This window comes from Sinorhizobium sp. M4_45 (genome assembly GCF_002885915.1).
GTDB lineage: Bacteria > Pseudomonadota > Alphaproteobacteria > Rhizobiales > Rhizobiaceae > Sinorhizobium > Sinorhizobium meliloti_A.
This window is the reverse complement of record NZ_NWVE01000001.1, coordinates 988,074-1,011,390: the sequence shown is the minus strand read 5'-3', so window position 1 is coordinate 1,011,390 and position 23,317 is coordinate 988,074. Positions and strand designations below refer to the sequence as shown.

At 61.6% G+C, this 23,317-nt stretch carries 27 protein-coding genes and 1 tRNA gene; 13 read left to right on the top strand and 15 right to left on the bottom strand.

Annotated elements, in window-relative coordinates; translation table 11 throughout:
- Window positions 1-44: 44 nt before the first annotated feature.
- Together CN933_RS05115 and pcsA are read right to left on the bottom strand one after the other, a co-directional pair.
- A complete protein-coding gene (locus CN933_RS05115; protein ID WP_102761316.1) occupies window positions 45-1,022 on the bottom strand; it encodes a quinone oxidoreductase family protein in 978 nt (325 codons plus the stop codon).
- Window positions 1,023-1,075: 53 nt separating this feature from the next.
- Window positions 1,076-1,801 (bottom strand): phosphatidylcholine synthase, encoded by a 726-nt coding sequence (gene pcsA / locus CN933_RS05110; protein WP_018094994.1) that lies wholly within the window; start codon window positions 1,799-1,801, stop codon window positions 1,076-1,078.
- A 344-nt stretch (window positions 1,802-2,145) separates the two neighbouring features.
- On the opposite strand from pcsA, the gene CN933_RS05100 reads away from it, so the two are divergent.
- Window positions 2,146-3,357 carry a UbiH/UbiF family hydroxylase gene (locus CN933_RS05100; protein WP_018094995.1) on the top strand — a complete coding sequence of 404 codons (1,212 nt, stop codon included), beginning with the start codon at window positions 2,146-2,148 and terminating at the stop codon, window positions 3,355-3,357.
- On the opposite strand, the gene CN933_RS05095 is transcribed toward CN933_RS05100, so the two are convergent.
- The gene (locus CN933_RS05095) at window positions 3,325-4,287 is read right to left on the bottom strand and encodes an AEC family transporter (RefSeq protein WP_018094996.1); all 963 of its coding nucleotides are present in this window, start codon (window positions 4,285-4,287) and stop codon (window positions 3,325-3,327) included. The two genes, CN933_RS05100 and CN933_RS05095, sit on opposite strands and share 33 nt — an antisense overlap.
- A 198-nt stretch (window positions 4,288-4,485) precedes the next feature.
- The gene (locus CN933_RS05090; RefSeq protein ID WP_026168597.1) at window positions 4,486-5,229 is read right to left on the bottom strand and encodes a cytochrome c biogenesis CcdA family protein; all 744 of its coding nucleotides are present in this window, start codon (window positions 5,227-5,229) and stop codon (window positions 4,486-4,488) included.
- Window positions 5,230-5,469: 240 nt separating this feature from the next.
- On the opposite strand from CN933_RS05090, the gene CN933_RS05085 reads away from it, so the two are divergent.
- Window positions 5,470-5,545 (top strand) — tRNA-Lys (locus CN933_RS05085).
- Between the two features lie 124 nt (window positions 5,546-5,669).
- Here the strand turns inward: CN933_RS05085 and CN933_RS05080 are convergent.
- Window positions 5,670-5,966 carry a hypothetical protein gene (locus CN933_RS05080; RefSeq protein ID WP_018094997.1) on the bottom strand — a complete coding sequence of 99 codons (297 nt, stop codon included), beginning with the start codon at window positions 5,964-5,966 and terminating at the stop codon, window positions 5,670-5,672.
- 180 nt (window positions 5,967-6,146) lie between these two features.
- Here CN933_RS05080 and CN933_RS05075 point away from each other — a divergent pair, with 180 nt between their 5' ends.
- The 6 genes from CN933_RS05075 to CN933_RS32510 all read left to right on the top strand — a co-directional run bounded on the left by CN933_RS05075 (window position 6,147) and on the right by CN933_RS32510 (window position 8,593).
- Entirely contained in the window at window positions 6,147-6,392 is a 246-nt protein-coding gene (locus CN933_RS05075) for a membrane protein (RefSeq protein WP_018094998.1), read from the top strand.
- Window positions 6,393-6,770: 378 nt separating this feature from the next.
- Window positions 6,771-7,076 carry a hypothetical protein gene (locus CN933_RS05070; RefSeq protein WP_026168598.1) on the top strand — a complete coding sequence of 102 codons (306 nt, stop codon included), beginning with the start codon at window positions 6,771-6,773 and terminating at the stop codon, window positions 7,074-7,076.
- A 19-nt stretch (window positions 7,077-7,095) separates the two neighbouring features.
- Entirely contained in the window at window positions 7,096-7,275 is a 180-nt protein-coding gene (locus CN933_RS05065; protein WP_018095000.1) for a hypothetical protein, read from the top strand.
- A gap of 179 nt (window positions 7,276-7,454) precedes the next feature.
- The gene (locus CN933_RS05060) at window positions 7,455-7,598 is read left to right on the top strand and encodes a hypothetical protein (protein ID WP_164866908.1); all 144 of its coding nucleotides are present in this window, start codon (window positions 7,455-7,457) and stop codon (window positions 7,596-7,598) included.
- Window positions 7,599-7,637: 39 nt separating this feature from the next.
- Window positions 7,638-7,901 (top strand): hypothetical protein, encoded by a 264-nt coding sequence (locus CN933_RS05055; RefSeq protein WP_018095002.1) that lies wholly within the window; start codon window positions 7,638-7,640, stop codon window positions 7,899-7,901.
- A gap of 452 nt (window positions 7,902-8,353) precedes the next feature.
- Window positions 8,354-8,593, top strand: coding sequence for a hypothetical protein (locus CN933_RS32510; protein ID WP_018095003.1), 240 nt, complete (start codon window positions 8,354-8,356; stop codon window positions 8,591-8,593).
- Between the two features lie 73 nt (window positions 8,594-8,666).
- Here CN933_RS32510 and CN933_RS05045 read toward each other — a convergent pair whose 3' ends face one another.
- Window positions 8,667-8,966: a hypothetical protein gene (locus CN933_RS05045; protein ID WP_026168599.1), complete on the bottom strand. Its 300-nt coding sequence runs from the start codon at window positions 8,964-8,966 to the stop codon at window positions 8,667-8,669.
- Between the two features lie 217 nt (window positions 8,967-9,183).
- Between CN933_RS05045 and CN933_RS05040 the strand changes: the two genes are divergently transcribed.
- From CN933_RS05040 to CN933_RS05020, 3 genes are all read left to right on the top strand, one after another.
- Window positions 9,184-9,585 carry a DUF1236 domain-containing protein gene (locus CN933_RS05040; protein WP_018095005.1) on the top strand — a complete coding sequence of 134 codons (402 nt, stop codon included), beginning with the start codon at window positions 9,184-9,186 and terminating at the stop codon, window positions 9,583-9,585.
- Between the two features lie 904 nt (window positions 9,586-10,489).
- Window positions 10,490-10,897 carry a DUF1236 domain-containing protein gene (locus CN933_RS05030; protein WP_003530981.1) on the top strand — a complete coding sequence of 136 codons (408 nt, stop codon included), beginning with the start codon at window positions 10,490-10,492 and terminating at the stop codon, window positions 10,895-10,897.
- Window positions 10,898-11,222: 325 nt separating this feature from the next.
- Entirely contained in the window at window positions 11,223-11,534 is a 312-nt protein-coding gene (locus CN933_RS05020; protein WP_018095009.1) for a hypothetical protein, read from the top strand.
- A 214-nt stretch (window positions 11,535-11,748) separates the two neighbouring features.
- Here the strand turns inward: CN933_RS05020 and CN933_RS05010 are convergent, their stop codons facing one another.
- Entirely contained in the window at window positions 11,749-12,750 is a 1,002-nt protein-coding gene (locus CN933_RS05010; RefSeq protein ID WP_018095010.1) for a GlxA family transcriptional regulator, read from the bottom strand.
- A 261-nt stretch (window positions 12,751-13,011) separates the two neighbouring features.
- Here CN933_RS05010 and CN933_RS05005 point away from each other — a divergent pair, with 261 nt between their 5' ends.
- The gene (locus CN933_RS05005) at window positions 13,012-13,659 is read left to right on the top strand and encodes an outer membrane protein (RefSeq protein ID WP_018095011.1); all 648 of its coding nucleotides are present in this window, start codon (window positions 13,012-13,014) and stop codon (window positions 13,657-13,659) included.
- A 155-nt stretch (window positions 13,660-13,814) separates the two neighbouring features.
- Window positions 13,815-14,078 carry a hypothetical protein gene (locus CN933_RS05000; RefSeq protein WP_018095012.1) on the top strand — a complete coding sequence of 88 codons (264 nt, stop codon included), beginning with the start codon at window positions 13,815-13,817 and terminating at the stop codon, window positions 14,076-14,078.
- A 16-nt stretch (window positions 14,079-14,094) separates the two neighbouring features.
- On the opposite strand, the gene CN933_RS04995 is transcribed toward CN933_RS05000, so the two are convergent.
- The 8 genes from CN933_RS04995 to CN933_RS04960 form a co-directional block, all read right to left on the bottom strand.
- Window positions 14,095-14,952 carry a PCC domain-containing protein gene (locus CN933_RS04995; RefSeq protein ID WP_018095013.1) on the bottom strand — a complete coding sequence of 286 codons (858 nt, stop codon included), beginning with the start codon at window positions 14,950-14,952 and terminating at the stop codon, window positions 14,095-14,097.
- Complete coding sequence (locus CN933_RS04990) at window positions 14,949-15,710, bottom strand: SDR family NAD(P)-dependent oxidoreductase (RefSeq protein WP_018095014.1); 762 nt, start codon at window positions 15,708-15,710, stop codon at window positions 14,949-14,951. The genes CN933_RS04995 and CN933_RS04990 overlap by 4 nt, the downstream gene beginning before the upstream one ends.
- Window positions 15,707-17,356 carry an acyl-CoA synthetase gene (locus CN933_RS04985; protein WP_018095015.1) on the bottom strand — a complete coding sequence of 550 codons (1,650 nt, stop codon included), beginning with the start codon at window positions 17,354-17,356 and terminating at the stop codon, window positions 15,707-15,709. Before CN933_RS04985 ends, CN933_RS04990 begins: the two co-directional genes overlap by 4 nt.
- Complete coding sequence (locus CN933_RS04980; protein ID WP_018095016.1) at window positions 17,353-18,522, bottom strand: acetyl-CoA acetyltransferase; 1,170 nt, start codon at window positions 18,520-18,522, stop codon at window positions 17,353-17,355. Before CN933_RS04980 ends, CN933_RS04985 begins: the two co-directional genes overlap by 4 nt.
- Entirely contained in the window at window positions 18,519-19,367 is an 849-nt protein-coding gene (locus CN933_RS04975; protein ID WP_018095017.1) for an IclR family transcriptional regulator, read from the bottom strand. Before CN933_RS04975 ends, CN933_RS04980 begins: the two co-directional genes overlap by 4 nt.
- A 3-nt stretch (window positions 19,368-19,370) precedes the next feature.
- Complete coding sequence (locus CN933_RS04970) at window positions 19,371-20,174, bottom strand: SDR family NAD(P)-dependent oxidoreductase (protein ID WP_018095018.1); 804 nt, start codon at window positions 20,172-20,174, stop codon at window positions 19,371-19,373.
- Window positions 20,175-20,282: 108 nt separating this feature from the next.
- Entirely contained in the window at window positions 20,283-21,293 is a 1,011-nt protein-coding gene (locus tag CN933_RS04965) for a TRAP transporter substrate-binding protein (RefSeq protein ID WP_018095019.1), read from the bottom strand.
- Between the two features lie 48 nt (window positions 21,294-21,341).
- Window positions 21,342-23,210, bottom strand: coding sequence for a TRAP transporter large permease (locus tag CN933_RS04960; protein ID WP_018095020.1), 1,869 nt, complete (start codon window positions 23,208-23,210; stop codon window positions 21,342-21,344).
- Window positions 23,211-23,317 lie beyond the last annotated feature (107 nt).

The window sequence follows — 23,317 nt, the reverse complement described above, 5'->3', positions numbered from 1 at the left end:
GCGACCTTCGCGTCCGATAAGACGCCGGCGCCGTAAGGCTTCGGTCAGGGAATCAGCAATGTCGTTCCACTTGTTTTTCTTGTTTCGAGATCCGTATGCGCCCGACCTGCTTCGGCGAGCGGATAGGTCTGATTGATATTGATACGCACTTTGTTGCTTTGCACAACATCAAACAGGGAATTTGCACATGCCTCCAGGGCCGGCCGGGTCGCGACATAAGTGAAGAGCGTCGGGCGCGTCGCATAGAGCGCGCCCTTCTGCGCCAGGATACCGATGTTGAAAGCATCCACCGGCCCGGAGGAATTGCCGAAGCTGGCCCAGAGGCCGCGCGGCTTCAGGCAGTCGAGCGAGGCCGGATAGGTGTCGCGCCCAACGGAATCATAGACGACATCGACGCCGCGCCCTCCGGTCAAGTCCTTGACGCGCTCCACGAAATTGTCCGTGCGGTAGTTGATGACGTGGTCGTAGCCATGGGCAAGAGCCAGATCGATCTTCTCCTGCGATCCGGCTGTTCCGATCACCGTCGCACCAAGTGCCTTGGCCCACTGCCCCGCAATGAGCCCGACGCCGCCCGCGGCGGCGTGAAAGAGCAAGGTCGTCTCCGAGCCTACCTTGAAGGTCTGGTTGAGAAGGTATTGCGCGGTCATGCCCTTGAGCATCATCGCAGCCGCCGTCTCCAGGCTGATTCCGTCCGGCACCTTCAAGAGTTGCGAGGCGTCTACGTTGCGCTCGCTGGCATAGGCGCCGTCAGAGGATGCATAGGCGACGCGGTCGCCGACCGAAAACATGCTGACCCCATCGCCCACCGCAGTCACTACCCCGGCGCCTTCCTTGCCCGGAACGAAGGGAAGTCCGGTCGCCGACTTGTAGAGGCCGGTGCGAAAATAGACGTCGATGAAGTTGAGGCCGATCGCCACCTGCCGGATCTGCACTTCGCCGGGTCCGGGCGCCGCAAGCGTCACGCCCTCCATCTTCAGAACTTCCGGTCCGCCAAGTTCGCGAACGACGATCGCCTGTGCCATGTCCAACTCCTAATCGATTGCGATGATTTCGGGCCGAGCCTAACCGATCGCGCTCAGGCACGCCCGAGTTTCGGGAATATCTGCAGTATGAAACCGATGACGTAGAGGTAAAGCCCGGTTGCCACGACGCCCACCACAACCCAGGGCGGGGTCTCGAAATGCAGGAGCAACGCATACATGCCGAGCACCGACCAGACTAGAAAGACGCCGAGATTGAGCGGTCTCAGCCTCTTCACACGCACCGGATGCAGGAAGTTGATGGGCAGGAACGTCAAAATCACGGAGAGGAAGACCACAATCGATGCAGTGACTTCGCTCGCCTGGATCACAAAAAGGGTGAAGACGACCATGTTCCAGACGACCGGAAATCCGGAGAAGAAATACTCGTCCGTCTTCATCCCCATATCCGCATAGTAGATCGCGCTCGAAACCACGATCGCTCCGGCGGCCACGAACGACCAGGGTTCTCCGATCATGCCGCTCTGGTAGAGCGCGAAGGCCGGCAGCAGCACATAGGTCACGTAATCGATGACGTTGTCGAGCGTATCGCCCGACCAGTTGGGCAGCACCTCCTTCACCTGGACCTTGCGGGCGATCGGCCCGTCGATGCCGTCGACGAGCAAGGCCAGACCGAGCCACCAGAACATGTCGACGAAGCGGCGCTCTGCCGCAGCGACGACGCCGAGAAAGGCCAGGAACGATCCGGACGCTGTAAGGATATGCACGGAAAAGGCGCGGATTTCCGCGTAAGGAACGCGTCTGTAATTGAAGAACTTCATGTGCGAAGCCGCCCTGTCCCTTGTCCCGGTCCCTCTGCGCCGCCAGTCAGCCGCTCTTTCAGCACCGGCACCACTTTGGCCGTAATATGCACCCTTTGCCGAGCATCGCCAGCAAATTCCAACCGTTCGCCGCTTTGAGGCGGTATTGTCCTGTGGACATGCGGCGCATGCCCCTGCGGTGATTCTGCCCATTTATTTCAATGGGGTAAGCGGCTAGAACTAATGCATGTCGCCCGAAGCTGCGGGCATGAACCAGCACGCTGAAGGACTTCGGATGAACGCGGGCACTTCAGGCTGCAATATTGAGACGAAAGCGGGCAACCGCACGGGAGGTCCTGTCGGCCATGGATCACTATGACATCGCAATAATCGGCGCGGGGCTTGCCGGCTCTCTGGCGGCCATCGCTCTTGCACGCGAAGGTCACCGCGTTGCGCTCGTCGGCCCGCGGCCTGCCATCGCCGACGGCCGCACTACCGCGCTCATGGACCAGTCGATCGAATATTTGAGGAAGCTCGATCTTTGGGATGAGGTCGAGCCGCTGACGGCACCGCTCGTCGCCATCCACATCCTCGACGGGACCAGGCGGCTTTTTCGGGCGCCCCCGGTCAATTTCCGCGCCTCCGAAGTAGGCCTCGAGGCTTTCGGCTACAACATTCCGAACGCCCCCTTCCTCGAGATTCTGGAAAGGCACGAAGCGGAACTGCCGACGCTCGAGCGTGCGACCGCCGCTGCAACGAGAATAGACATCGACGGCGCAGAGATTCGGATCGGCCTTGGCGATGGCCGCTCGATCACTGCCGATCTGGTGGTCGGCGCCGACGGGCGACGCTCGGCCGTGCGGGAGGCGGCCGGGATCGGCGTTCGCACCTGGTCCTATCCGCAGGCCGCTATCGTCCTGAATTTCAGCCATGAACTGCCGCATCAGGACGTTTCGACCGAGTTCCATACGGAAAGCGGTCCGTTCACGCAGGTGCCGCTTCCCGGCAATCGCTCGAGCCTCGTCTGGGTGCGGAAGCCTCGCGATGCCGAGGAGATGCTGACGCTTGCACCGGATGTCCTCTCGCGCACGATCGAGGATCGGATGCAGTCGATTCTCGGCAAAGTCACGACAGAGGGAATGCCGCAATCATTTCCGCTTTCCGGCCTTTCTGCCCGTCGTTTCGGCAAGGGCCGCGTCCTGCTCGTCGGCGAAGCCGCCCATGCCTTTCCGCCGATCGGGGCCCAAGGGCTGAACCTCAGTCTTCGCGACATCATGACCCTTGTCGATCTCGTCGGCCGGCCAACCGGCAGCCGCCTGCCGGTAGACACAGGCGACCGCTTCGATGGACGGCGGCGCGCCGATATTCTCAGCCGTACGGCGAGCGTCGACCTGCTCAACCGTTCGCTGCTCTCGAATTTCCTGCCTGTGCAGGCCTTGCGTGCGGCCGGCCTGCATCTCCTCTCCTCTGCGGGCCCGTTGCGCGGACTTTTGATGCGCGAGGGAATTCATCCCGGCAGCGCGCTGCAGGCGTTCAAGGAGGGCTTACGGGAACAGATCCGCCGGAAGAGCGCCTGAGCGTATGAGGTATAACAGCCCGGTGACCGTCGCGACGGAGAGCAGCGTCGTGATGAGGATCGTCGCCGATGCCCGCTCCTGCCAGACGCCGTATTGTTGGCCGATCACGAACACATTTGTTGCGGTCGGCAGCGAAGCCAGCAGCACTGCCGTCTGTACCCAGATGCGGTCGTAGGCACCGCCAAGGCTGAGCGCCAGATACATGAGCACCGGATGAAGCACGAGCTTCGCCGGAACGATGTAACCGATCTCCGCGGGAATACGCTTAAGCGGGCGCAGCGCAAGCGTGACCCCCATCGCAAACAGAGCGCAAGGCGCCGCCGCTTGCGCCAGGTAGTCGATCAGCCGCTGCAGCGGCAGCGGGGCCTCGAAAGAGAGAAAAGCCGCGGCGACGCCGGCAAAGGTCGACAGGATGAATGGATGAAAGGCTATCCGGCGCGCAATGCCCAGCGCGAGGACTGCAGGCTTCTGCTTGCTGCCACCCGCAGCCGCCATCAGCGCCGGAGCGACGGTGAAATGCGCTGCATTCTCGAAGCAGAAAATCAGCGCCACCGGAACGGCCGCCGTCTCCCCGAGAGCCAGCAGCGCCAGGCCGGGCCCCATGTAGCCGATATTGCCATAAGCACCGGCGAAGCCCTGCATCGTCGCCTCGGCAACCGTATTGCGGCGAAGGAACAGCCCTATGGCGAAGATCAGCGCAAAGACGACATAGGTCGTGCCTACGCTGGTCAGGATGAAATCGGCACGGGTAAGCTCCTCCACCGGCGTGCGCGATACCAGCTTGAAGAAGAGCGCCGGCAGCGCCAGGTAGACGATGAACGTGTTCAGCCAGCCCATCGCCTCGCCCGGATGGTCGACGAGGCGCGCCGTCAGGTAGCCGAGAAAGATGAGGCCGAAGAACGGCAGCACCAGACCCGTGATTTCCGCCATGATCTCCCTCGCCGCTGCTGGAGCGCTTCCAGGAAAAGTGTGTAGCGGTTTTCCGTCCGGAAGTGCGTTGTTTAAAGACTCAGCGCTTCCAGGAAAAGTGCCTAGCGGTTTTCCGTCCGGAAGTGCGTTGTTCTAAGACTCAGCGCTTCCGGGAAAAGTGGGTGACGTTTTCCGTCCGGAAGCTGTAGCTGGGCGTGCTTAGCCGATTTGGGAGAGAATTGGGAAGGTCTGCTGGAACCAGATCGCGACGGAACTGACGAAGCCGAAGAGGAAAGCAAGGCCGGCGGCGACGAGCAGAGCGCCCATCAGCTTTTCGATGAGCCCCAGATGGCGGCGAAAACGCGAAAGGAAACGCATGAAGGCACTGGAAAACCCCGCCGCGATCCAGAACGGTACTGCGAGCCCGAGCGAATAGATCGCCAGCAGAGCAGCGCCGTCGGCGACCGTATCGCGCGCGGCGGCAACACCCAGGATGGTGCCCAGCACCGGGCCGATACACGGTGTCCAGCCGAAGGCGAAGGCAAGACCCATGACATAGGCACCAGACAGGGTCGCCGGCTTGCCACCCTGGAAACGTGCCTCGCGGGCAAGCAGGCCGATCCGGAAGACCCCGAGGAAATGCAATCCCATGACGATGATGATGATCCCGCCTATGCGCGAAAGAAGATCGAGATGCTGCCTGAGCAAAAGACCGATCGAAGAGGCGCCCGCCCCGAGCGCCACGAAGACCGTCGCAAAGCCGAGCGTGAAGAACAGCGCCGCCGGCAGGACGGCCCTGCGCGTGCTTGCGGTTGCCACGGCATTTCCGTCCCGGAACTGGTCGACGGAAACGCCTGCCATATAGCACAGGTAAGGCGGCACCAGGGGCAGGACGCAGGGCGAGAGAAAGGACAGAGCACCTGCCAGAACGGCGGTCCAGATGGAAATATCTGCAATCGACAAGGTATCAGAACTCCGGCACTCGACTTGCCGCCTTCTTACCCGCATGTATGGAGCGAAACCAATCACCTTTTGGCGATCATTTTGACGCACCGAGCCATGGCCGCACCGACGGGGACGGCCGCGCACAGGGCCGCTCGCTTCGAACCCATAATGACGGTTTAGTGCAATTTTTGGGTTGACCGGCGCAAAGCCTGCGTGCATATGTCCGGCCACTCCGCCGGGCCTGCAAGCCCGGCATGGGAGCGCGTAGCTCAGCCGGTAGAGCAACTGACTTTTAATCAGTAGGTCCAGGGTTCGAATCCCTGCGCGCTCACCATAAAAAGACAATTAAACAACGCTTTGCATGATCTTTCTAGCTTTACCCCCGCCTTCCGCCACCCGGCCAACTTGGCGTCGGCACCAGAATCACAGCCTTGCATTAAGCCCGCGTCGGCGAGCCGCTAGAAATTCAAGTAAATATTGACGCTCGGTCGACGGTTGTAGCGGTAATCGTCGCGGTAGCCGTAGCTCTGGGTGTAGTCATAGCGTGGGAAGCACCTGCCGTAGTAGCGGCATGAACGCCAAGCGTGCCGCCTGTTCCAATGGCTGTCTCGCCAGTTGCGTCGGTGGTCGACCTGCTCAACCGCGCCCGTCTTCACCTGCTCTGGCCTAGGCACGAAGCTCGGCGCGGCTCTCGCAGGCAAGGCGAAGGACGCAGCCAAAACTGCGGCTGTGAGGGCCGACAAAAACTTTCTCATGAAGGGATCCTCCTCGGTGCGGATGAGATTGCACCGTGGAGGCTGAACTGCTGATGAATGGGTGCGTTGATGGTGTCCTGCTAAATCGAATCTACGCAATGCGCAGATCCGGTCGGTTCACTGATATCCGGAACCTCCCCGCCGGTCGTCGGTTCCTCCTTCCCCAGCAGGAGAAACAACATGGCCAAAGACGAACTGAGCGCCGGCTTCACCGGGACACCGACCGAACCGCCCACTGGTGTCCGAAAGGTAGCGAAGACAGCCACCGACGCAGTGAGCCGCGAGGCTAACGCTGTGGTGGCCGGCGCCGCAGATCACCCATACACAGCAACCGGCCTGGCGCTCACAGTCGGCGCCCTCGCCTTCGCAATCGGCTACGTTATGGGCCGATCGTCAATCGACAACGGGCGGAGTTACTGGCGGTAGATTACCGGCCGGCGCTCCTGGTGCGGGCGCAGATGGTGACCGCGCTGCCATTGGAAACTGTAGCTCTGATTGGTCCTAAAACGCTTTGCGTCGCCAGGACGCGTAACTCAGCCAGTCGCGCTCGCGGCGGCTGTTGTTGAAGCGCTTGCCTGCCATGGCGAGGTTTGACCAATGGCTCGTGCCGCCGTCAACGCGGCGATGCAGATGTTCCACAGAAGCCACCTGAAGTACCTTCCAGCGCGCGCGTCCATCGCTGCCTCCGTGGTCGTCGCTTTGATCTGTCGACGCGGCGCCGAGTCTATCGTGGTGATCTCTTGCGTTTGCCGGCGGCCTGGGCGAACCTCTGATTCCCATTTCCTGAACTGGCATGTGAAACCGATGAGCAGCAAAATTTTCGAAACCTTGACCGGCATGTACTTTACGGTCGACGCCGCCGATGGGAGTTACTCCACCGGTCAAGTGATCCGACTCGCTGCAGAGGGGCTCTATTTCGTTCGGTTCGACGGCAACGAGGTGACATTGCCCCTGGAACTCGTGACCGTTGGCGAGATGCTGGACACCACCGAAGAAGAGTATAAGCTCTGGCGGTTTTTCGACACGATCGAGGAACGTGACACGTGGATCGAATGGCTGGACGCGCCGTCTAAGCCGCGGGTCATCTCGCTTGTGAAGCCGACCAAGTAACACGTTCGAACCTGTGACAATGGCCAATATCGATCAGATAATCATGTTTGGCGCCGGTCTCTGGATGACAGCGGCAGGTTTTGGCTTCGTCCAGACGAATACTCAAGCGCCGTGGCTCGTTCAACTCACAAGGCATTTTCGCTGGATGGGGCCGTTGTTGACCGTTATCGCTGTGGTTCTGCTGTTTGCCCCAAGTTAGCAACATGATTTTCCGAATGGCCGTAGAAGATGGGACGAAGAGTTGAACTGATTGCGGTGGCAGTGATCATCATCTCCGCCTTTGTGCTCGTTTGGCTGCTATTTGTCTTCAGTTGAACGCTGAAAAGATCAGCATGGCGTGGTCTGGAGTAAGCAATATTGAAGCGTAACGTGCGCGCCATGAGACTACTCGCCCTGGCGGCCACTCTGATCGCAGTGCTGCTGCTGTTCCTGCTCGTATCCGGCATTGCCGATGTCCCCTGTCAGGACGGCACCTGGGACCCGAACAGATATACCTGCATCCATACGGGGGTGACGTCATGAAGGCTGCCCCTCGGCACTCCCACATGCTATAAGAGATCGATGACCGAAAACGAACAGCAGTACGAGTTTTCCGAGTTCTCCGGCGAATTTGTCGACGACGACATCATGGTCACCATCGGCATATATCGCCCGGCCGGCACCAACGCGGACTGGACGCTCGAGGTCGTCGATCAAGAGGGATATTCGACCGTCTGGGATGATCTGTTCGCTACCGACCGCGATGCTTTCCAGGAATTTCTGGCGACCGTCCATCGCGACGGAATACGCAGCTTTCTCGATCAGTCGATCCGCACCGTTCATTGACACTGCGTTCCGCGCGCGTGGATATTCTGATTGGTATCGGGCCGATGCCGCTGATGTGATCAGTAGGCGGAAAATCGCGCTTGATGTAAATGTGCAAAAGCGCTTTACCTGCCCATGTATTTTGAAGAGGCGTACCGGAATCGCGGAATCAGACCTTTCTCGCTGATGAAACCGCAGATAGCGTCTCTGCGCAGCTGCATTCCGGCTGCGTCCCCGAGTCCAATGAAGGCAACTGGATGAGGGCTTGCCCCGCCATCGTGCGGGGCTTTTTCGTGGCCATTGGTACTGCGCGGGCAGCCGATTGACGCACCCGCACACCGCACTGTTGGCTCTCCCTCATGCCCCATAAGGATGCGGTCGCGACCACCGTTTCTAGCCCTTTTTAGTCAGAGAGTAAGCATTGCGCCTCGAAATAGGTTGTGCTGTGATTCGCACTCAACCGGAGTGCTGCTATGTTCGATAATGAAGAGATCGGTATCCCCTGCCCCGAATGCGGCCATGAGACCAGTAAGCCCGTCGCTTGGGTGAAAGCGAACGACGAACTCCCTTGCAGGAGATGTGGGACTGCCATCGTGTTGGAGAATGAAAAGCACTTGCTCACGATCGAGCAAGTCGCTCAGAACATGACGAAACTCAGACGATCGCTTGCAAAGTTTCGCAGGAATGCTCGTGGTGCGCGTTGGCACCGATGACATCCATCCGCCGCAAAAGAAATCCCTCCCCGAATGCGCTTCGAGGAAGGACTAGCATCCGTGTGAACCGTCTCTAGAAATTGAAATAGATCGTCACGCCCGGCCGCCGATGGTAGCGGTGATAGTCTCGATAGCTATAGTGCCTGTAATGGCGGGGATAGCACCTGCCGTAGTAGCGGCAGGAACGCGAAGCGTAGCGTCTGTTCCAGTGGCGCTGCGTGCGCCAATGGCGATGGCGGCGGTGATTGACCTGCTCGACAGCGTCGGTCTTCACCTGCTCCGGCGCAGGCACGAATATCGGTGCGGCGCTTGCCGGAAGGGAAAAAGGCGCAGTCAGGACTAAGGCTGTGAGGGCGGATAAGAGCTTTTTCATCATCGACTCCTTCTCGCTGCCTATGAGCTTGGGCCATCATGCCTGAACCGCTGATGAACGAGCCTTACTCAAGAAAATTCACTATCAAGGAAATATATCCCCGAAGTCCGCACGATTAATCGGGAAATCGTCCGACATTGAGTCGGACTAAAGTCCAAGGAGTGGAACCGCTTGCTTATTTCCCCGTTGAGTGACGAGTTCAACGAGAGGAAATGCTATGAAGAAGCTCGTATTTATTACTGCGACTGTCGCGCTCATCGCCAGCGGTGCTGTCGCGCAGCAAGCCGAGGGTACCAACGCGGCAACCGGCATGGTCGGCGGTGCCGCCACCGGCGCCATTCTCGGCGGCCCGATCGGGGCCGGGGTCGGCGCGGTGGTTGGCGCCACGCTCGGCGGCGCACTTACGCCGCCTCCCCCCGAAGTGGTCACTTATGTTCAGCAGCAGCCGGCACCGCCATCGGTCGTCGTTCAGCAGCCGATCGCGGTCGGCAAGCCTGTTCCCGAAACGGTTATGCTGACGCCGGTCCCGCAGAATCCGACCTATGCATATGCGGTGGTCAATGAGCAGCGTGTCATCGTAGAGCCGAAATCGCGCACGGTCGTTCAGGTCATCAACTGACCTGACGGCGGTGAGAGCGGCCCTCGCAGGCTCGGTTTAAGGCCCCAGGCCGGCCCCGCGTTTATCGCCGGCCTGGAACTTACCCGCGGCGTGGCCGTTCACTCGTGAAGAAAGGAGTTGATCGATGAATCAGATTATCTACCTCGTCGGCCTCGTTGTGATCGTGATAGCGATCTTGTCGTTCTTCGGCTTGAGCTGAACTGAGAAGATCGTTCCATGGCGCGGCCAGCCGATCCCGGCTTTTCGCAGCTTCACCAGGGATTCCCGCGGATTTATTCGCAGCGGCGTACCGGAAACCGAGATTCAGACCTTCCCACCCGTTCGGCTCAGAGATAGCGTCCGCGTCGTAGCTGCATTGGAGCTACATCTTTCCCCGCATTTCGTTTGCCAAGCGGATGCGTGCCTGCCCCGCCATCGAGCGGGGCTTTTTTATCGCCGTAACTCCACGTCCCGCCGCGGCTTCGATGCGTGCGCGGTTGCGGCGGATGCGGCCGTAGACGCAGACAAATCACTGATCTGCCGGACTTTGGTCCCTGGGTCATAAGGCTCTTGGCCGGCCAAAGGTCCGATACGCTGGGCTGCCGGTTGCGATATTGTTCGCATGGAAGGCTGCAACAAATCCATCCGCGATTGTTGCAGAGAGATCGGGAGGTCCAAAGCCAGCCGCCGCTGGACGGCGGACCCCGCGAGTGGCCCCAGAGCGGCGTCCCAGTAGTCCCTTCGGGCAGCGTCGCTCTGGGGCTTTCCCCAGGCGCCGGGTCGTGGCTGCAACTCGCCCGCCGTCACGGTATATTTCACCAAGGTAACGTATCGGTACTATATATCGATGCTCAATCTTCAGTAAGATCAGGAACAAATTGGACGATTCGTCGTTCTATCATCGTATATCAAGGGAGTACGATAGATGAACGCCAAGATCTTCATTGTTACCGCGATCGCAACGGGCATCTTTGCCGCGCCCGCTATTGCAAACGACACCAACCAAGGTGCGGTGACGGGTGCCGCTGGCGGAGCCGTTACCGGCGCTATTGTTGGCGGTCCCGTCGGCGCTGCCATCGGTGGCGCGGTCGGCCTCGTCGCCGGCGCGGTTATCGCTCCTCCGCCGCAGCAGGTCGTAACCTATGTGCGACAGCAGCCGGTTCCCGCCGATACCGTTGTGCTGCAGGAGCGGATCGCCGTCGGTCGTCCGCTACCGCGGACCGTGGCGCTGACGCCCGTTCCAGAGAACCCCTCCTACGCGTTCGCCGTGGTCAACAACCAACGCGTGATCGTCGACCCAAGAACCTACACGGTCGTCCAGGTCGTTCAGTAAGAGGCATTGGAGCGGGATGAGGAAAGTCTATGCGCTTTTCAACCGCATCCCGCTCACACTTATAGATCATGTTCATGATCCTGGTCGACACGGCCTGTAATCATCGTGGTCCAGAGCATTTCCGCGCTTCTTCGGTGCGCGGAAATGCTCACGCACTCGTTTCCGCGCATTTCGAGATGGTGTGGCACATACACATCGCTTTTCAGCAAAAACTGATTCGTGTAAAATTGCTGCTTCCTTCCGAATCGGAATCGCCCTCTATCGAGGGGAACCAAGGAATCATCCCGCCGTTTCCCCATAGGTTCGCTTCCGGAGGGCTGCCACCATGTTTACCGCTTTGTTGATTGCCTCACTCGCGGCGCCTTCGAGTCTCGTCTCGGCCACCGCGACGGTCGATGATCTCCAGTCCGACTTCGAAACTGCCGTGGCTTGCCGGCAGATAGACGGCAGGAACGTATGGAAGGGTGAACTGGCCTATTACATCCAGTCCTATGTCTACGAAGGCGATGCAGCCGCTTCGGCTGACCGCGCCGACATGGCTGATGCCGTGCTGCCGGAGGACAACGAACCGGAGACGGTCAAGGAATTCGAAGAGGCCTGCTCACTTGCCGGGTCGACCGGACACGCACGAAGGTGACCGTTTTGGCGCAAGTCGATTGCCCCTCTCGATCACTACAGCGGCCGTTGCGCGTCTCGTAAGACGCGCGGCGCTGTACAGGGATGAGAGCAGCGCCGCGTCTGCGGCGCGGGAAGGGTTCTTTCAGCCCAAGGACTTGGTCTGGCTGGATTCCTGTGACAAGCACAGGAATGAGGAAAACAAGCCGCGGGGGCTATCCGAATTTCAACAGACCTCAGCCTGATGCGTCCGGTGTAACGCCTGCGCCACGTGCACTGCGCATTTTCAATGCGCTCGTCCGGTATTCGCGGCGATAGGCGCGCGAAAAGGCGGAGAGACTGTCGAATCCGCAACGCAGGGCGATGTCACGCATCGGAATTCCGGTATCACGTACAAGCCGGTGGGCGACCTGCAGCCTGAGGCGCAGGTAATAGGCGCCGGGGCTCGTCGAGAGGCCTTTGGCGAAGAGCGTTTCGAGCTTGCGCTGCGAGACGGAAAGCCGGCGCGCCAGCGCCGCGACGGTCATCGGACGCTCGAGCGTGCGCTCCATGAGCCTGATGGCCGCGGCAAGCTCCGGGTCGCGTGCCTCTATGCGGCCGAGCGAGACGAAAGGCTGGACATCCGTCGGGCCGTGCATCTGGTCGTAGACAAAAATGCTCGCAACATCGAGCGCCAGTGCAGGCCCGAGCCTCTCCGAGACGAGATGCAGCATCATGTCGAAGGTCGGCGACGCGCCGCCTGAGGTCCAGTATTTTCCGTCGATCACGAAACGGTCGCCGATCACCTCCAATTCCGGAAAAGCCTGGCTGAAATCTTCGAGCTCCTCCCAATGGGCCGTAGCCTTGCGGCCATTGATGAGCCCGGAACGGCCGAGCAGCCAGCACCCGGATTCGACGCCTGCGACGATGTCGAAATGTCGCGCACATTCCTGCAGGGTCGCGAGAAAGCGCTTGCCGGCGTGCCTGTGAAGATTGAACCCGCCGATGATGAGAAGAAGATCTCCCACGACGGGCAAGGTGAAACTTCCGTCCACGGCAATCGGCACGCCGCAGGTCAGCATCACCGCCTGGCCGTCGGCGGACAGAAGCCGCCAGCGGAAGACCTCGTGCCCCGCCACTCGATTTGCCGCGCGCATCGGATCGAGGACCGAGGCAAAGGACATGATCGACGATTCGGGCAGGACGACCACCACGACTTCAATCGGCGATTGTGCAGAACGGTTCGCAATCATGCGCATAACGTCAAATTTTATGCGCAGTATGTCAAATGGCAAACGAGCGTTCGGGCATTATCGACCGGCAATCGATCTCTTCGCGGGCATTTGCAGGCCCGCTCGGAGATGATGTTCCCCTTTTTCCGCTACTTTCGGAAGGGCCGGCCGGACGAACCGCCGGCCCTCTTTCTTTCCCCTGGAACGGGCGGTTCGAGGGCGTTGTTTTTCGCAGACTCGCTCCCGATATGTTGCTAATCTCTGCCGCAACAACAGGAGGCATCTGTGATGATCAGAAATGTGCTTGTTGCAGTCTTCGGGGCTTCGCTGCTCGGGGGAGCGGCCCATGCAGCCGATTTGGCACAGGCACCGGAGCCGGCGCCGACGGTCGAGGCGGTATCCAGCTTCGTATGGACGGGCGGTTATCTCGGCCTGCAGGGCGGGGGTGGCTGGTTGAACAGCGACCTCAGCGTCCCGGGCGGCAGCGCCTCCGAAAAATTCAGCGGCGGCCTCTTCGGCGCCTTCGCCGGCTACAACTATCAGCATGGCGACTGGGTCGTCGGCGTCGAGGGCGATGTCAGCTATAACTGGAACGATGAGACCGTCACCGTCTTCGGGTCCAACACCGAAACCGGGACGGATGTTTCCGGATCCGTGCGCGCCCGCCTCGGCTACACCGTAAACGACCGGACGCTGATTTACGGCACAGGCGGTTGGGCTGTAACGCGCGGCTTCGTCGATGTCGCCGGCGCGTCCAAGGAAAAGGAAACCTTCAACGGCTGGACCATCGGCGCAGGCGTCGACTACGGCTTCACCGACAGCGTCTTCGGACGCGCGGAATATCGTTACAACGATTTCGGAGACAAGGATGTGGGCGGCGTCGATGTCGACCTCGACCAACACCAGTTTACCGTCGGCGTCGGCGTGAAATTCTGATCGCCGCAGGAGTTTCGATCAATGACCCGGCAATCGCCGGGTTTTTTCTGGAGGCATATCGGCTCCGCCATGAGGACGCAGCAGGCATCAGGAGACGGGGTTGCGGAACCGGGACGGGATGTAACCGCGCACGCCGAAACATACGGGGAGGAAGGATGGGAAGATTTCTGGAGTTCTTGGGCGGTGCGATCGTCATCGGAACGCTGGTTTTGCTGGCGATGACACTGGTTCCCTCTCCCGACGTGAGGACCCTCGTCGCCGTCCTCCCCTGGGCCTTTCCGGCGATTGCCGGCGGCCTCCTCCTCGTCGCCTTCGGCGCGATGCTCGACCACCTTGCCGCCATACGCTCGGCGGCAGACCGGCAGGCCGATATTTTCCAGCAATTGCTCGAGCGGCGAAACACAGCGAAGAAGGAGTGAGGCTCGCCCTCGACCGTCACTCTTCGACGATCAGCACCTCGAACGTTATGCAAACGGCGTCAACGCCGTAGGCTATCTCACCCTCGAAAATGGTGCATTCCGTATCGACGATCGCGATGTCGAGCTTCGCTTTGGCCTGTCCGCTCCGCTCGGGTGAAAGCGTCCCCTTGCGAATGAGCAATTCCGAAGCGGCCGATTCCATGACCTGGCCGTCGGCGAACGTGCAGCCGACGAGGCTGCCGATGCCGTGCAACGTCGCCCGTTCGATTCCGTGCTCGGCTGCCGTGCGCTCGATCGCCGAATGGATCGGTTCGTTCGGCTTCAACCGGCAGAGAACGGCGCGCCGCGGAGTGATGGCCGGTGCGGCGGCATGAGGCACAGGCGTGAACAGACGGAATCGGGTCTCGCTGTCCTCCAGCTGATCCATGATGGCGCCCGACAGTATCCAGGCTTCCGCCTCCACCGGTTCGGCGAATTGCGAATCCTTCGGCATCACGTGCCCGGCCGCGCGGAAACCGTCCTCGTGCCGCCAGACACCATGGCCGTGCAGGAACGGCTCCCCGTCGCGCCGGCCGAATGTCATGACCAGATCTTCGATGGGCGCGCGGCCATTAGGCGCATGTATGTCGCTGTACCAGGCGGCATGAAGACCGTCATGCGAGAGAGTCGGTGCGACATAGGCAAGCGGCGCAAACGCACCGCCCCTGACCTCTACGATCGCGCTGTCGCAGCCTTTTTCAGCGAGCGCCTCGTGGACGGCTTCGAGCACGCTCCGGCCCGGTTTGAAGGTCAATCGCGTCTTCTCGGCGTGGCACCCGAGAGAGATCACCCTCGGCGTGAACGGCACGCCGGGTTGGCGGAGGCTCCGCATCATCGTCCTTTCAAAGCCAGACCGGCGTTGACGAATCCTCCATCGACCGCCAGCACCTGGCCGTTGATATAGCTCGCCTCCTCCGAGATCAGGAACGCCGCGCTGGCCGCGATTTCGCCCGAAGAACCGTAGCGGCGCTGGGGGATGCGCTCGTGCCATTGCGCACGCACGTCATCCGTATGGACGGCACGCGACAAAGGCGTGTCGATGGCACCGGGAGCGATGGCATTGACGCGAATTCCATCCTGTCCGAGCTCGGTCGCGAGAATGTAAGTGAGCAGATTGACCGCGCCTTTGGAGGCGCCGTAGGCGGCGCGTCCCTTGTTGCCGACAAGACCCGATACGGAGGAGATGTTGACGATTGCACCGGGCGTGGCCGTCGTCAGCCAATGACGCGCCGCCTCACGGCAGACGATGAACGTGCCGGTCAGATTGACGTCCAGAATGCGGCGGAAATCGTCGACGCTCGTCTCGACGGCAGGCCTGTCGATCGCGATGCCCGCCGAATTGATGACCGCCCGCAGCGGTGCCCTCGCCGCCGCGGTCTCGATGGCCGATGCGACCTCCTTTTCATCCGTGACGCTGCAGGCGATTGCCTGCGCGGGATCGATCGGGATCGCGCGACATGCGTCCGCCAGCGCATCGGCATTGCGATCCACCAGATAGACCCTCCAGCCGCGATCGTTGAGAAGCCTCGCTATTTCGAGGCCGATACCGGATGCTCCTCCCGTGACGAGTACGGATTTCATTCCATCGCTCATGGGGCAGCACTCCTGCGCTCCCCGATGCCAACGGAACCGATGTCCAGTTCGCCGCGCCGTTCGAGTTCCTCGCGGATCAGCTTCTTGGTGATCTTGCCATAGGCCGATTTTGGCATTTCGGACCAGAACACGATCTTCTTCGGAAGCTTGTAGCGGGCAATCTTCCCGTCCAGCCATTCCCTCAGAGCCGCCGCGTCGACCGAGGCACCGTCACGTGCGACGCAAACCGCGATGCCGACCTCTCCCCAGACCGGATCGGGAACGCCGACGATCGCCGCCTCGCTGATATCCGGATGCATCAGGAGCTTTTCCTCGATCTCGCGCGGATAGACGTTGGACCCGCCCGAAATGAACATGTCGGAGGCGCGGCCGGTGATGTAAAGGAAGCCTTGCGCATCGACATGGCCAAGGTCGCCGGTACGAAACCAGCCGTTGCGAAACGCTTTGGCGTTGGCCTCGGGGTTCCGATAATAGCCGGCAAAAACCGCCGGGCCGATCACGCAGATCTCGCCGGTCGCGCCCGCCGGGACTTCGTTGCCGTCGTCGTCCTGGATCTGCAGCTGCATGCCCGTCCGCTCGAAACCGCAGGTGCCGATACGCGCATCCGGGCCGTCCTCCGCGCTGTGGAAGGCGGGAGGCAGGACGGTGATCGCTCCCGTCACTTCGCCGAGCCCGAAATACTGCACCAGGACGGCGCCGAGCTTTTCCAGCGCCTTTTTCTGATCGGCACGGTACATCGGCGCACCGGCATAGATGACATAGCGCAGCGACGAGTGGTCGTACCGGTCGACGGACGGATCCTCGATGAGCAGCTTTACGATAGTCGGTACGGCGAAGAGGTTGTTGACCCTCCATTTTTCGACGAGGGCCCAGAACTGCGGTATGTCGAGCTTCTCGGACGGCAAGAGGATCGTGGTTGCGCGCCGTGCGACCTGGCACAGCTGATGGATCCCGGCGCCGTGCGACAGCGGCGCAACGACGATCGACCGGTCGCGATGGGTCGTAGCCGGAAAGAGATCGGCGATATGATTATTGATGACGAAGGCCATTTGCCCGTGCGTCAGCACGGCAGCCTTGGGGCGGCCGGTGGTGCCGGACGTATAGAAATACCAGCATGGATCATCGCGATCGACGGCAACGGGCGAAATCGACTTTCCAAGATTGCGCGCAACGATCGCGTCATAGTCTTCGCCGACCCGTGACGCGCCGATCGGGATGCATGATCCGATCTGCTCGCCCGCAGCTCGACATGCTTCGGCATGGGCCTCGAAGGCGGCCTGGAATATCACCAGCCTGGCACCGCTCGATTGAGCCAGATAGGCGACCTCCTCCGGCAGTTGGCGGAAATTCGTGGGAACCCAGACCGCACCTGCTCTGAACGCCGCAAACATGGACTCGAACATCTGGTTGCAGTTGGCGGAGTGGACGAGAATCCGGTCTCCTTTGCGCACGCCGAACTCATGGACGAGCGCATATGCCATGGCGTCGACCCGCGCCTCCAGCTCGTTCCAGCGCCACCGGTGATCGCCGTGAACGAGGGCGATCTCGTCCGGATTGCGTCTCGCTGCCTGCGAAAGGAAATTGCCGAGGTTCATGACTCGCGTCGAAACGGGGGTGACGCCGCCCTGCGGTTCGTTGCTCGTCATTTCGCCCGTTCCAGGATGGAGACATAGTTTGCGACGGCAGCGCCGCCCATGTTGAAGATGCCGGCGAGAACGGCGCCGGGGATCTGCATTTCACCCGCCTCCTCCATAAGCTGCATGGCGGAAATGACATGCATCGAGACCCCCGTCGCGCCGATCGGATGACCCTTGGATTTTAAGCCGCCGGAGGGGTTGACCGGCAGGCTTCCGCTCCTGGTGGTGGTTCCGTCGCGGATCGCACGGTAGCCTTCGCCGGGTGCGGTCAGTCCCATCGCCTCGTATTCGATCATCTCGGCTATGGTGAAGCAGTCATGCGTCTCGACGAAGGAGAGATCGTCCAGCGTGGCGCCGGCCACGGAAAGTGCCGCTTTCCAGGCCCGCCGTGGCCCGTCGAATTCCAGCATGTCCCGGCGGCTGAGCGCAAACACGTCGTTGACGTGGCTGCGGGCCCGGAAGGCGATTGCCCGCTGCAGCGTCGCAGCCGTGTCCGCGTCGGCGAGCACGAGGGCGGCCGCCCCGTCCGAGACGAGCGAGCAGTCGGTGCGGCGCAAGGGGGCCGCGACGATCGGATTCTTTTCCGAAACGGTGTTGCAGAACGCAAAACCGAAATCCCTTCGCATATGCGCGTAAGGGTTGGCTACGCCGTTTTCGTGGTTCTTGGCCGCGATCATCGCAAGTTCCTCGGAACGGTCGCCGTAACGCTGGAAGTAATGCTGTGCTATGCGGCCGAAGACGCCGGCAAAGCCCCCTTCCACGTCGCCTTCCTCTTTCCGGTAGCTGCCGCCCAGAAGGATATCGCCAACTGCTGCCGTCGGAACGGCGGTCATCTTCTCGGCACCGATGACGAGCGCGATGCGGCCGCGGCCGGCCTCGATGAAGTCCATCGCCGTATAGATCGCCGCCGAGCCTGTCGCGCACGCATTTTCAAGCCGCACGGACGGGACGTGAGCAAGCGCCTCGTCGGTCATGCCGACAAGTGCGGCCTGAAACTCCTGCTTGGAGAAGCCGCCATTCATGACTCCGACAAAGATGCCGTCGACATCCGAGGCGGCAAGACCGGCATGGGCAAGTGCCGGCGCCGCGACCGCGGCCATCAGCGCCTCTGTGTCCGCGTAGTCGGTCTTGCCGAACTGGGAGTGGGCCCAGCCTACGATCTGCGCCTTGGTCATCTGGACAATCTCCTTTTGAGAGGTCTTGCAATGGAGGCTATGTGTCGCGTCCCGCGGTCACGGAACTGCTCGGCGAGCTTGCTCTCGATGCGTGAAGCTTCCTGCCTGAGAAGAGCTGCCAATTCGCTCTGCCGCGGCTCCTGCATGCGGCTGTCGATGGCGGCAATGCTGATGGCCCCGGCGACGCCGCCGCCGGGATAGCGGATTGCGACGCCCACACCCCAGGAGTTGGTGAGGATAAGGCCGGGATTGACCGCATAGCCCTGAGCGCGGGCAAGCTCGACGCGGCGGCGCAGTTCGTCCGGCCCGAGCATCGGAAACTGCTCCTCGAGCACGGCGGCATTCTGGTCCAGAACGGACGAAACCTCCTCGTCGGGAAGAGCCGCAAGCATGGCCAGAGAGCCGGCGCCGACGCCCAGCGGGTGCACGAAGCCCGCCTGGAGTGCGTGGGTGCGGATCGGAAAGCTCCCCTCCTCCCGGTGGAGACAGACCGACGACGCTCCGCGGCGTACGGAGAGAAAGCAGGAGTCGCTGGTCTTCTGCGCCAGGCGATGCAGGCTTTCCGTCGACAGGCGCAGGAGCCCGTGCCGGCTCGATGCGAGGGTGCCGAGCACATACGCTTCTTCACCGACATAGTAGCGCCGATCGCGGTCGTCCTGCTCCAGGAGGCCGGCCCTGATCAGGGCAAGCAGGAGGCGGCGAACCGTTGGTTTGTTGAGGCCGCTCTGCTCCACGACGGCGCTTAGCGACATGCCGTCCATCTGGCGGCCGACCAGCGACAGGAGCTTGGCCGCACGATCGACACTTTGCGAACCGGTCATGTCCCTGTCGGCCGCATCGCCCATGTTTCAGTGGACCCCCATGATCGTGCAGCTCTGGCCGCCATCGACCGGCAGACAAACGCCAGTAATGAATTTCGCTTCGTCGGAGGCAAGGAAAAGCGCTGCATTGGCGACATCCCAGGCATCGCCCATGCGCCCGCCCGGAAGCGCCGCGTTGCGGGCTGCCACCATTTCCTCGGCGGAGGCGTATTGCGAGGAGATCTGCTTGTAGATCAGAGGCGTGTCGATCAAGCCGGGGACGACACAGTTCGCGCGGATTCCGTGCTGCGCATATTGAGCCGCGATCGCGACCGTCGCCTGGTTGACCGCCGCCTTCGTCGCGTAATAGGCGAAATAGGGATAGCCGGTCCACCGGATGCCGGCGAGCGACGAGATGTTGACGACGGCGCCACCGCCGGCTTCGATCATGTGCGGGATGACAGCCTTGGCGGTGCGGAACACCGAGCCGAGATTGAGATCCACGGATTGCTGGAACTGTGCTTCCGACAACTCGACCGGTCCACCCATATGCGTGACGCCGACATTGTTGTGCAGAATGGAAATGGTACCGAATGCCTGCCGTGCGGCCGCCACCGCCGCTTCGACAGATGCGAGAGCGGTGACGTCTGCGGCGACGGCTAGGGCCTGGCCGCCTTCCGCCGCGATGATTGCCGCCGTTTCCTCGGCTGCCTCCCTGTCGACGTCGACACAGACGACCTTGGCGCCCTCACGCGCATAAAGCACGGCGGCAGCCTTGCCATTACCCCAGCCGGGGCCGGAGGAACCCGCACCGAAGACGATTGCCGATTTTCCCTTGAGACGGTCTGCCAATTCGAAACCTCGGAAGGCGCCATGCGCTCGTGGAAGAACGCGCCGCGTCGCTGCATCGGTCGGCGAACGGCCGGGTGAACGGCCGCCCGCCTCGTCGTGCTCAGGTGGTCAGCCGAGGCTGGTGCCTACGGCCTTTTCGAGAATGGCCCAGGCCTCGTCGCCGAATTTTCCCTTCCATTCGGCGTAGAAACCCGCCGATCTCAGCGTCTCCCGGAAAGCTGCCTTGTCCGGGTCGGTGAATGTCATGCCACTCTGGGTGAGCTGCTCGCGTACCGTGTCGTTCACCTTGGCGGTATCGGTGCGCTGTGCGATGGCCGACTCGTTGAGATGTTTGGCCGCAATCTCCCTTATGTCTTCCGGCAGTGTTTCCCAGGCCTGCTTGTTCGCCAGCATCCAGAAACCGTCCCACATATGGTTGGTCATGGCGCAATGTTTCTGCACCTCGTAGAGCTTGGCGGTCGAGGCGATTGCCAGTGGGTTTTCCTGGCCGTCGACGGTGCCGGTGCTGAGCGCCGTGTAGACTTCCGCGAAATTGATCGTGGTCGGTGCAGCCCCGAAGGCGGTGAACATGGATTGCCAGAGCGGGCTCGGCGGAACGCGGATCTTGAACCCCTTGAGGTCCTCCGGGGTGTTGATCGGCTTGGTCGAACTGGTGATCTGGCGAAAGCCGTTGTCCCAGATCTTCTCCATGGGCACGAGGCCCTTCTTCTCGATTTCGCCGCGCGCATAGGCGCCCAGCTCTCCGTCCATCGCCTTCCAGACCGTGTCGTAGTCGGGGAAGGCGAAGCCGATGCCGCTGATGGCGGCGTTGGGCACCAGGGTCGAGAGAATCAGCGGCGAGAGCGAGAAGAACTCGGTTGCGCCGTTGCGAAGCTGCGAAAGCGTTTCGGTGTCGTTGCCGAGCTGACTGCTCGGGAAGATGTTGATTTTCAGGCGGCCGCCCGTCTCCTCCAGGATCTTGTCGGCGGCTTCCTTCAGGCGAATGTTGAGCGGATGGGTGACCGGCAGGTTGTTTGCCAGCTTATAGGTGAAGTCCGCGGCATGGGCCTTGGTGCGGATCGAAGCCCCAAGCGCAACTGCTCCAGTGCCGAGCAGCATCGTTCTACGGGTTATTTTCATCGCTCTGTTCTCCTCCTGATCGTCGATGATGAATATGGGATGGCAGGCTCACAGCAATGCGAGCGAGAACCAGGGCACGGCGGCGATCAACAAGAGGCCAAGCACCATCGCGCCGATATAGGGCCAGATCGCTCCCATGGCTTCGTCGGGCGAAACGTTGCCGATCTTGCAGGCGATGTAGAAGCCGATGCCGATCGGCGGTGCCATCAGTCCGACGTTCATCGCGGTGACGATGACCATGGAATAGTGGACGTCATGGATCCCCATCGCACGCGCGATCGGAAACATGATCGGCGCCAGGAGCACGATCGCAGGGAGGCCTTCGAGCACGCAGCCGAGCAGCATGAACAGGGCGATCGAGACCAGCATGAAGGTGAACCATCCACCCGGCAGGCCGCTCATCATATCGGTGAGCTCGAAGGCGAACCCGGTCTGGGTGAGCGCCCAGGCCATCGCCGCGGCGGTACCGAGGATCAGAAGGATCGCACCGCTCATCGCGGCGGTCTCGACCAGCATCCTGTAGGTCCGGCGCATGCCGATGCCGCCATAAAGGACAGTGCCGATGATGAAGGCGTAGACGACCGCGATGGTGGAGACCTCAGTCGCGGTCGCCGCGCCGCTCGCGACCGCGCTGCGGATGATGAACGGCAGTACCAGGGCCGGCGCCGCGATCAACGCCGTGCCGCCGATGTGTTTCAGCGACGGGCGCACGACGCCGTCGACATTTTCTCGGGCGGCCTTGATGCGTGCAAGCGCGGCAAGCGCGACCAGCAACACGAGAGCGATGGCAAAACCGCTGGTAAACAGAGCGGCGATCGAAACGCCGGCCACCGAGCCGAGAACGATCAGCACGATGCTCGGCGGTACGGTGTCGGCCATGGCGGCCCCGGTCGCGAGCAGCGCTATCATCTCCTTCGGCTTGTGGCCCCGGCGCTTCATCTCCGGAAACAGCGCCGGGGCAACCGTCGCCATGTCCGAGACTTTCGACCCGGAAATGCCGGACACGAGAAAGAGCGAGCCCAACAGAACGTAGGACATGCCGGCCTTGACGTGGCCGAGCATGGAGGCGAGGAAATCTACGATCGCCTTGCCCATTCCGGTCGCGTCCAGAATGCAGCCGAGAAGCACGAAGACCGGGACCGACAGCAGAATGAGGCTGGACATCCCCTCGTCCATGCGGCCGATCATGACGACCAGAGGCATCGACGTCGTGAAGGCGAGAAACAGAAGCGTCGCGATGCCGAAGCAGAAGGCGATCGGAACGCCCATCGCGAGGCAGATGGCAGCACCGCCGACGAGAAAGATCAGAATGTTGCCGTTGCCGAACGAGCTGAGCGCAGGCGTCAGCAACCAGAGCACCAAAGCGACCGCGAGCACGACTGCCACGGCCAGCACCACGTCGAACGGCTTGGCGGTTCTGATCAGTTGAGCGACGGCCAGCAGCACCATCAGGACCATGCCGACTGCAATGGCCGCGGCACGATAGCCCGCCGGGATGTTCAAGGCCGACGAAGTGATGTCCATTTCGCCAGCGGCATAGGTGTAAGCTGCCGGCAGCAGGACGAGAAGGAACGCCATGATAGCGACCATGCCGAGCGTTTCGGTGAACTGCCGGGCCCTTTCGCCGAGGGCATTGAGAAGAATGGTCAGCCGCAGATGCTCGCAACGGTCGATCGCAATCGCCGAACCGAGCATGGCCAGCCACAGGAAGGCGATGGATGCGGCTTCATCGATCCAGACGATCGGTCTCGACAGGCCGTAGCGAAAGGCTACGCCGGAGAGCAGCATGGCGATGATCGCCACAAGCAGAGCGGCGGATAGCGCTTCGACGGGGCGCATCAGCCGCGAACCCGGCCGGGCCTCCATCGTCTCGGCGAGCACGGCGAATTCGGACACGCCCTCCGTCGTGGTGGTCATCGGCTTCCTCCCTTACGAACCGTTCGATCGCCTTGCGCGCCAGCCGCGCGAATCGCGGCGGGATGAACGACGTCAAAGCTCCTCCCGGAGGTGTCGTCCGAAGAAAA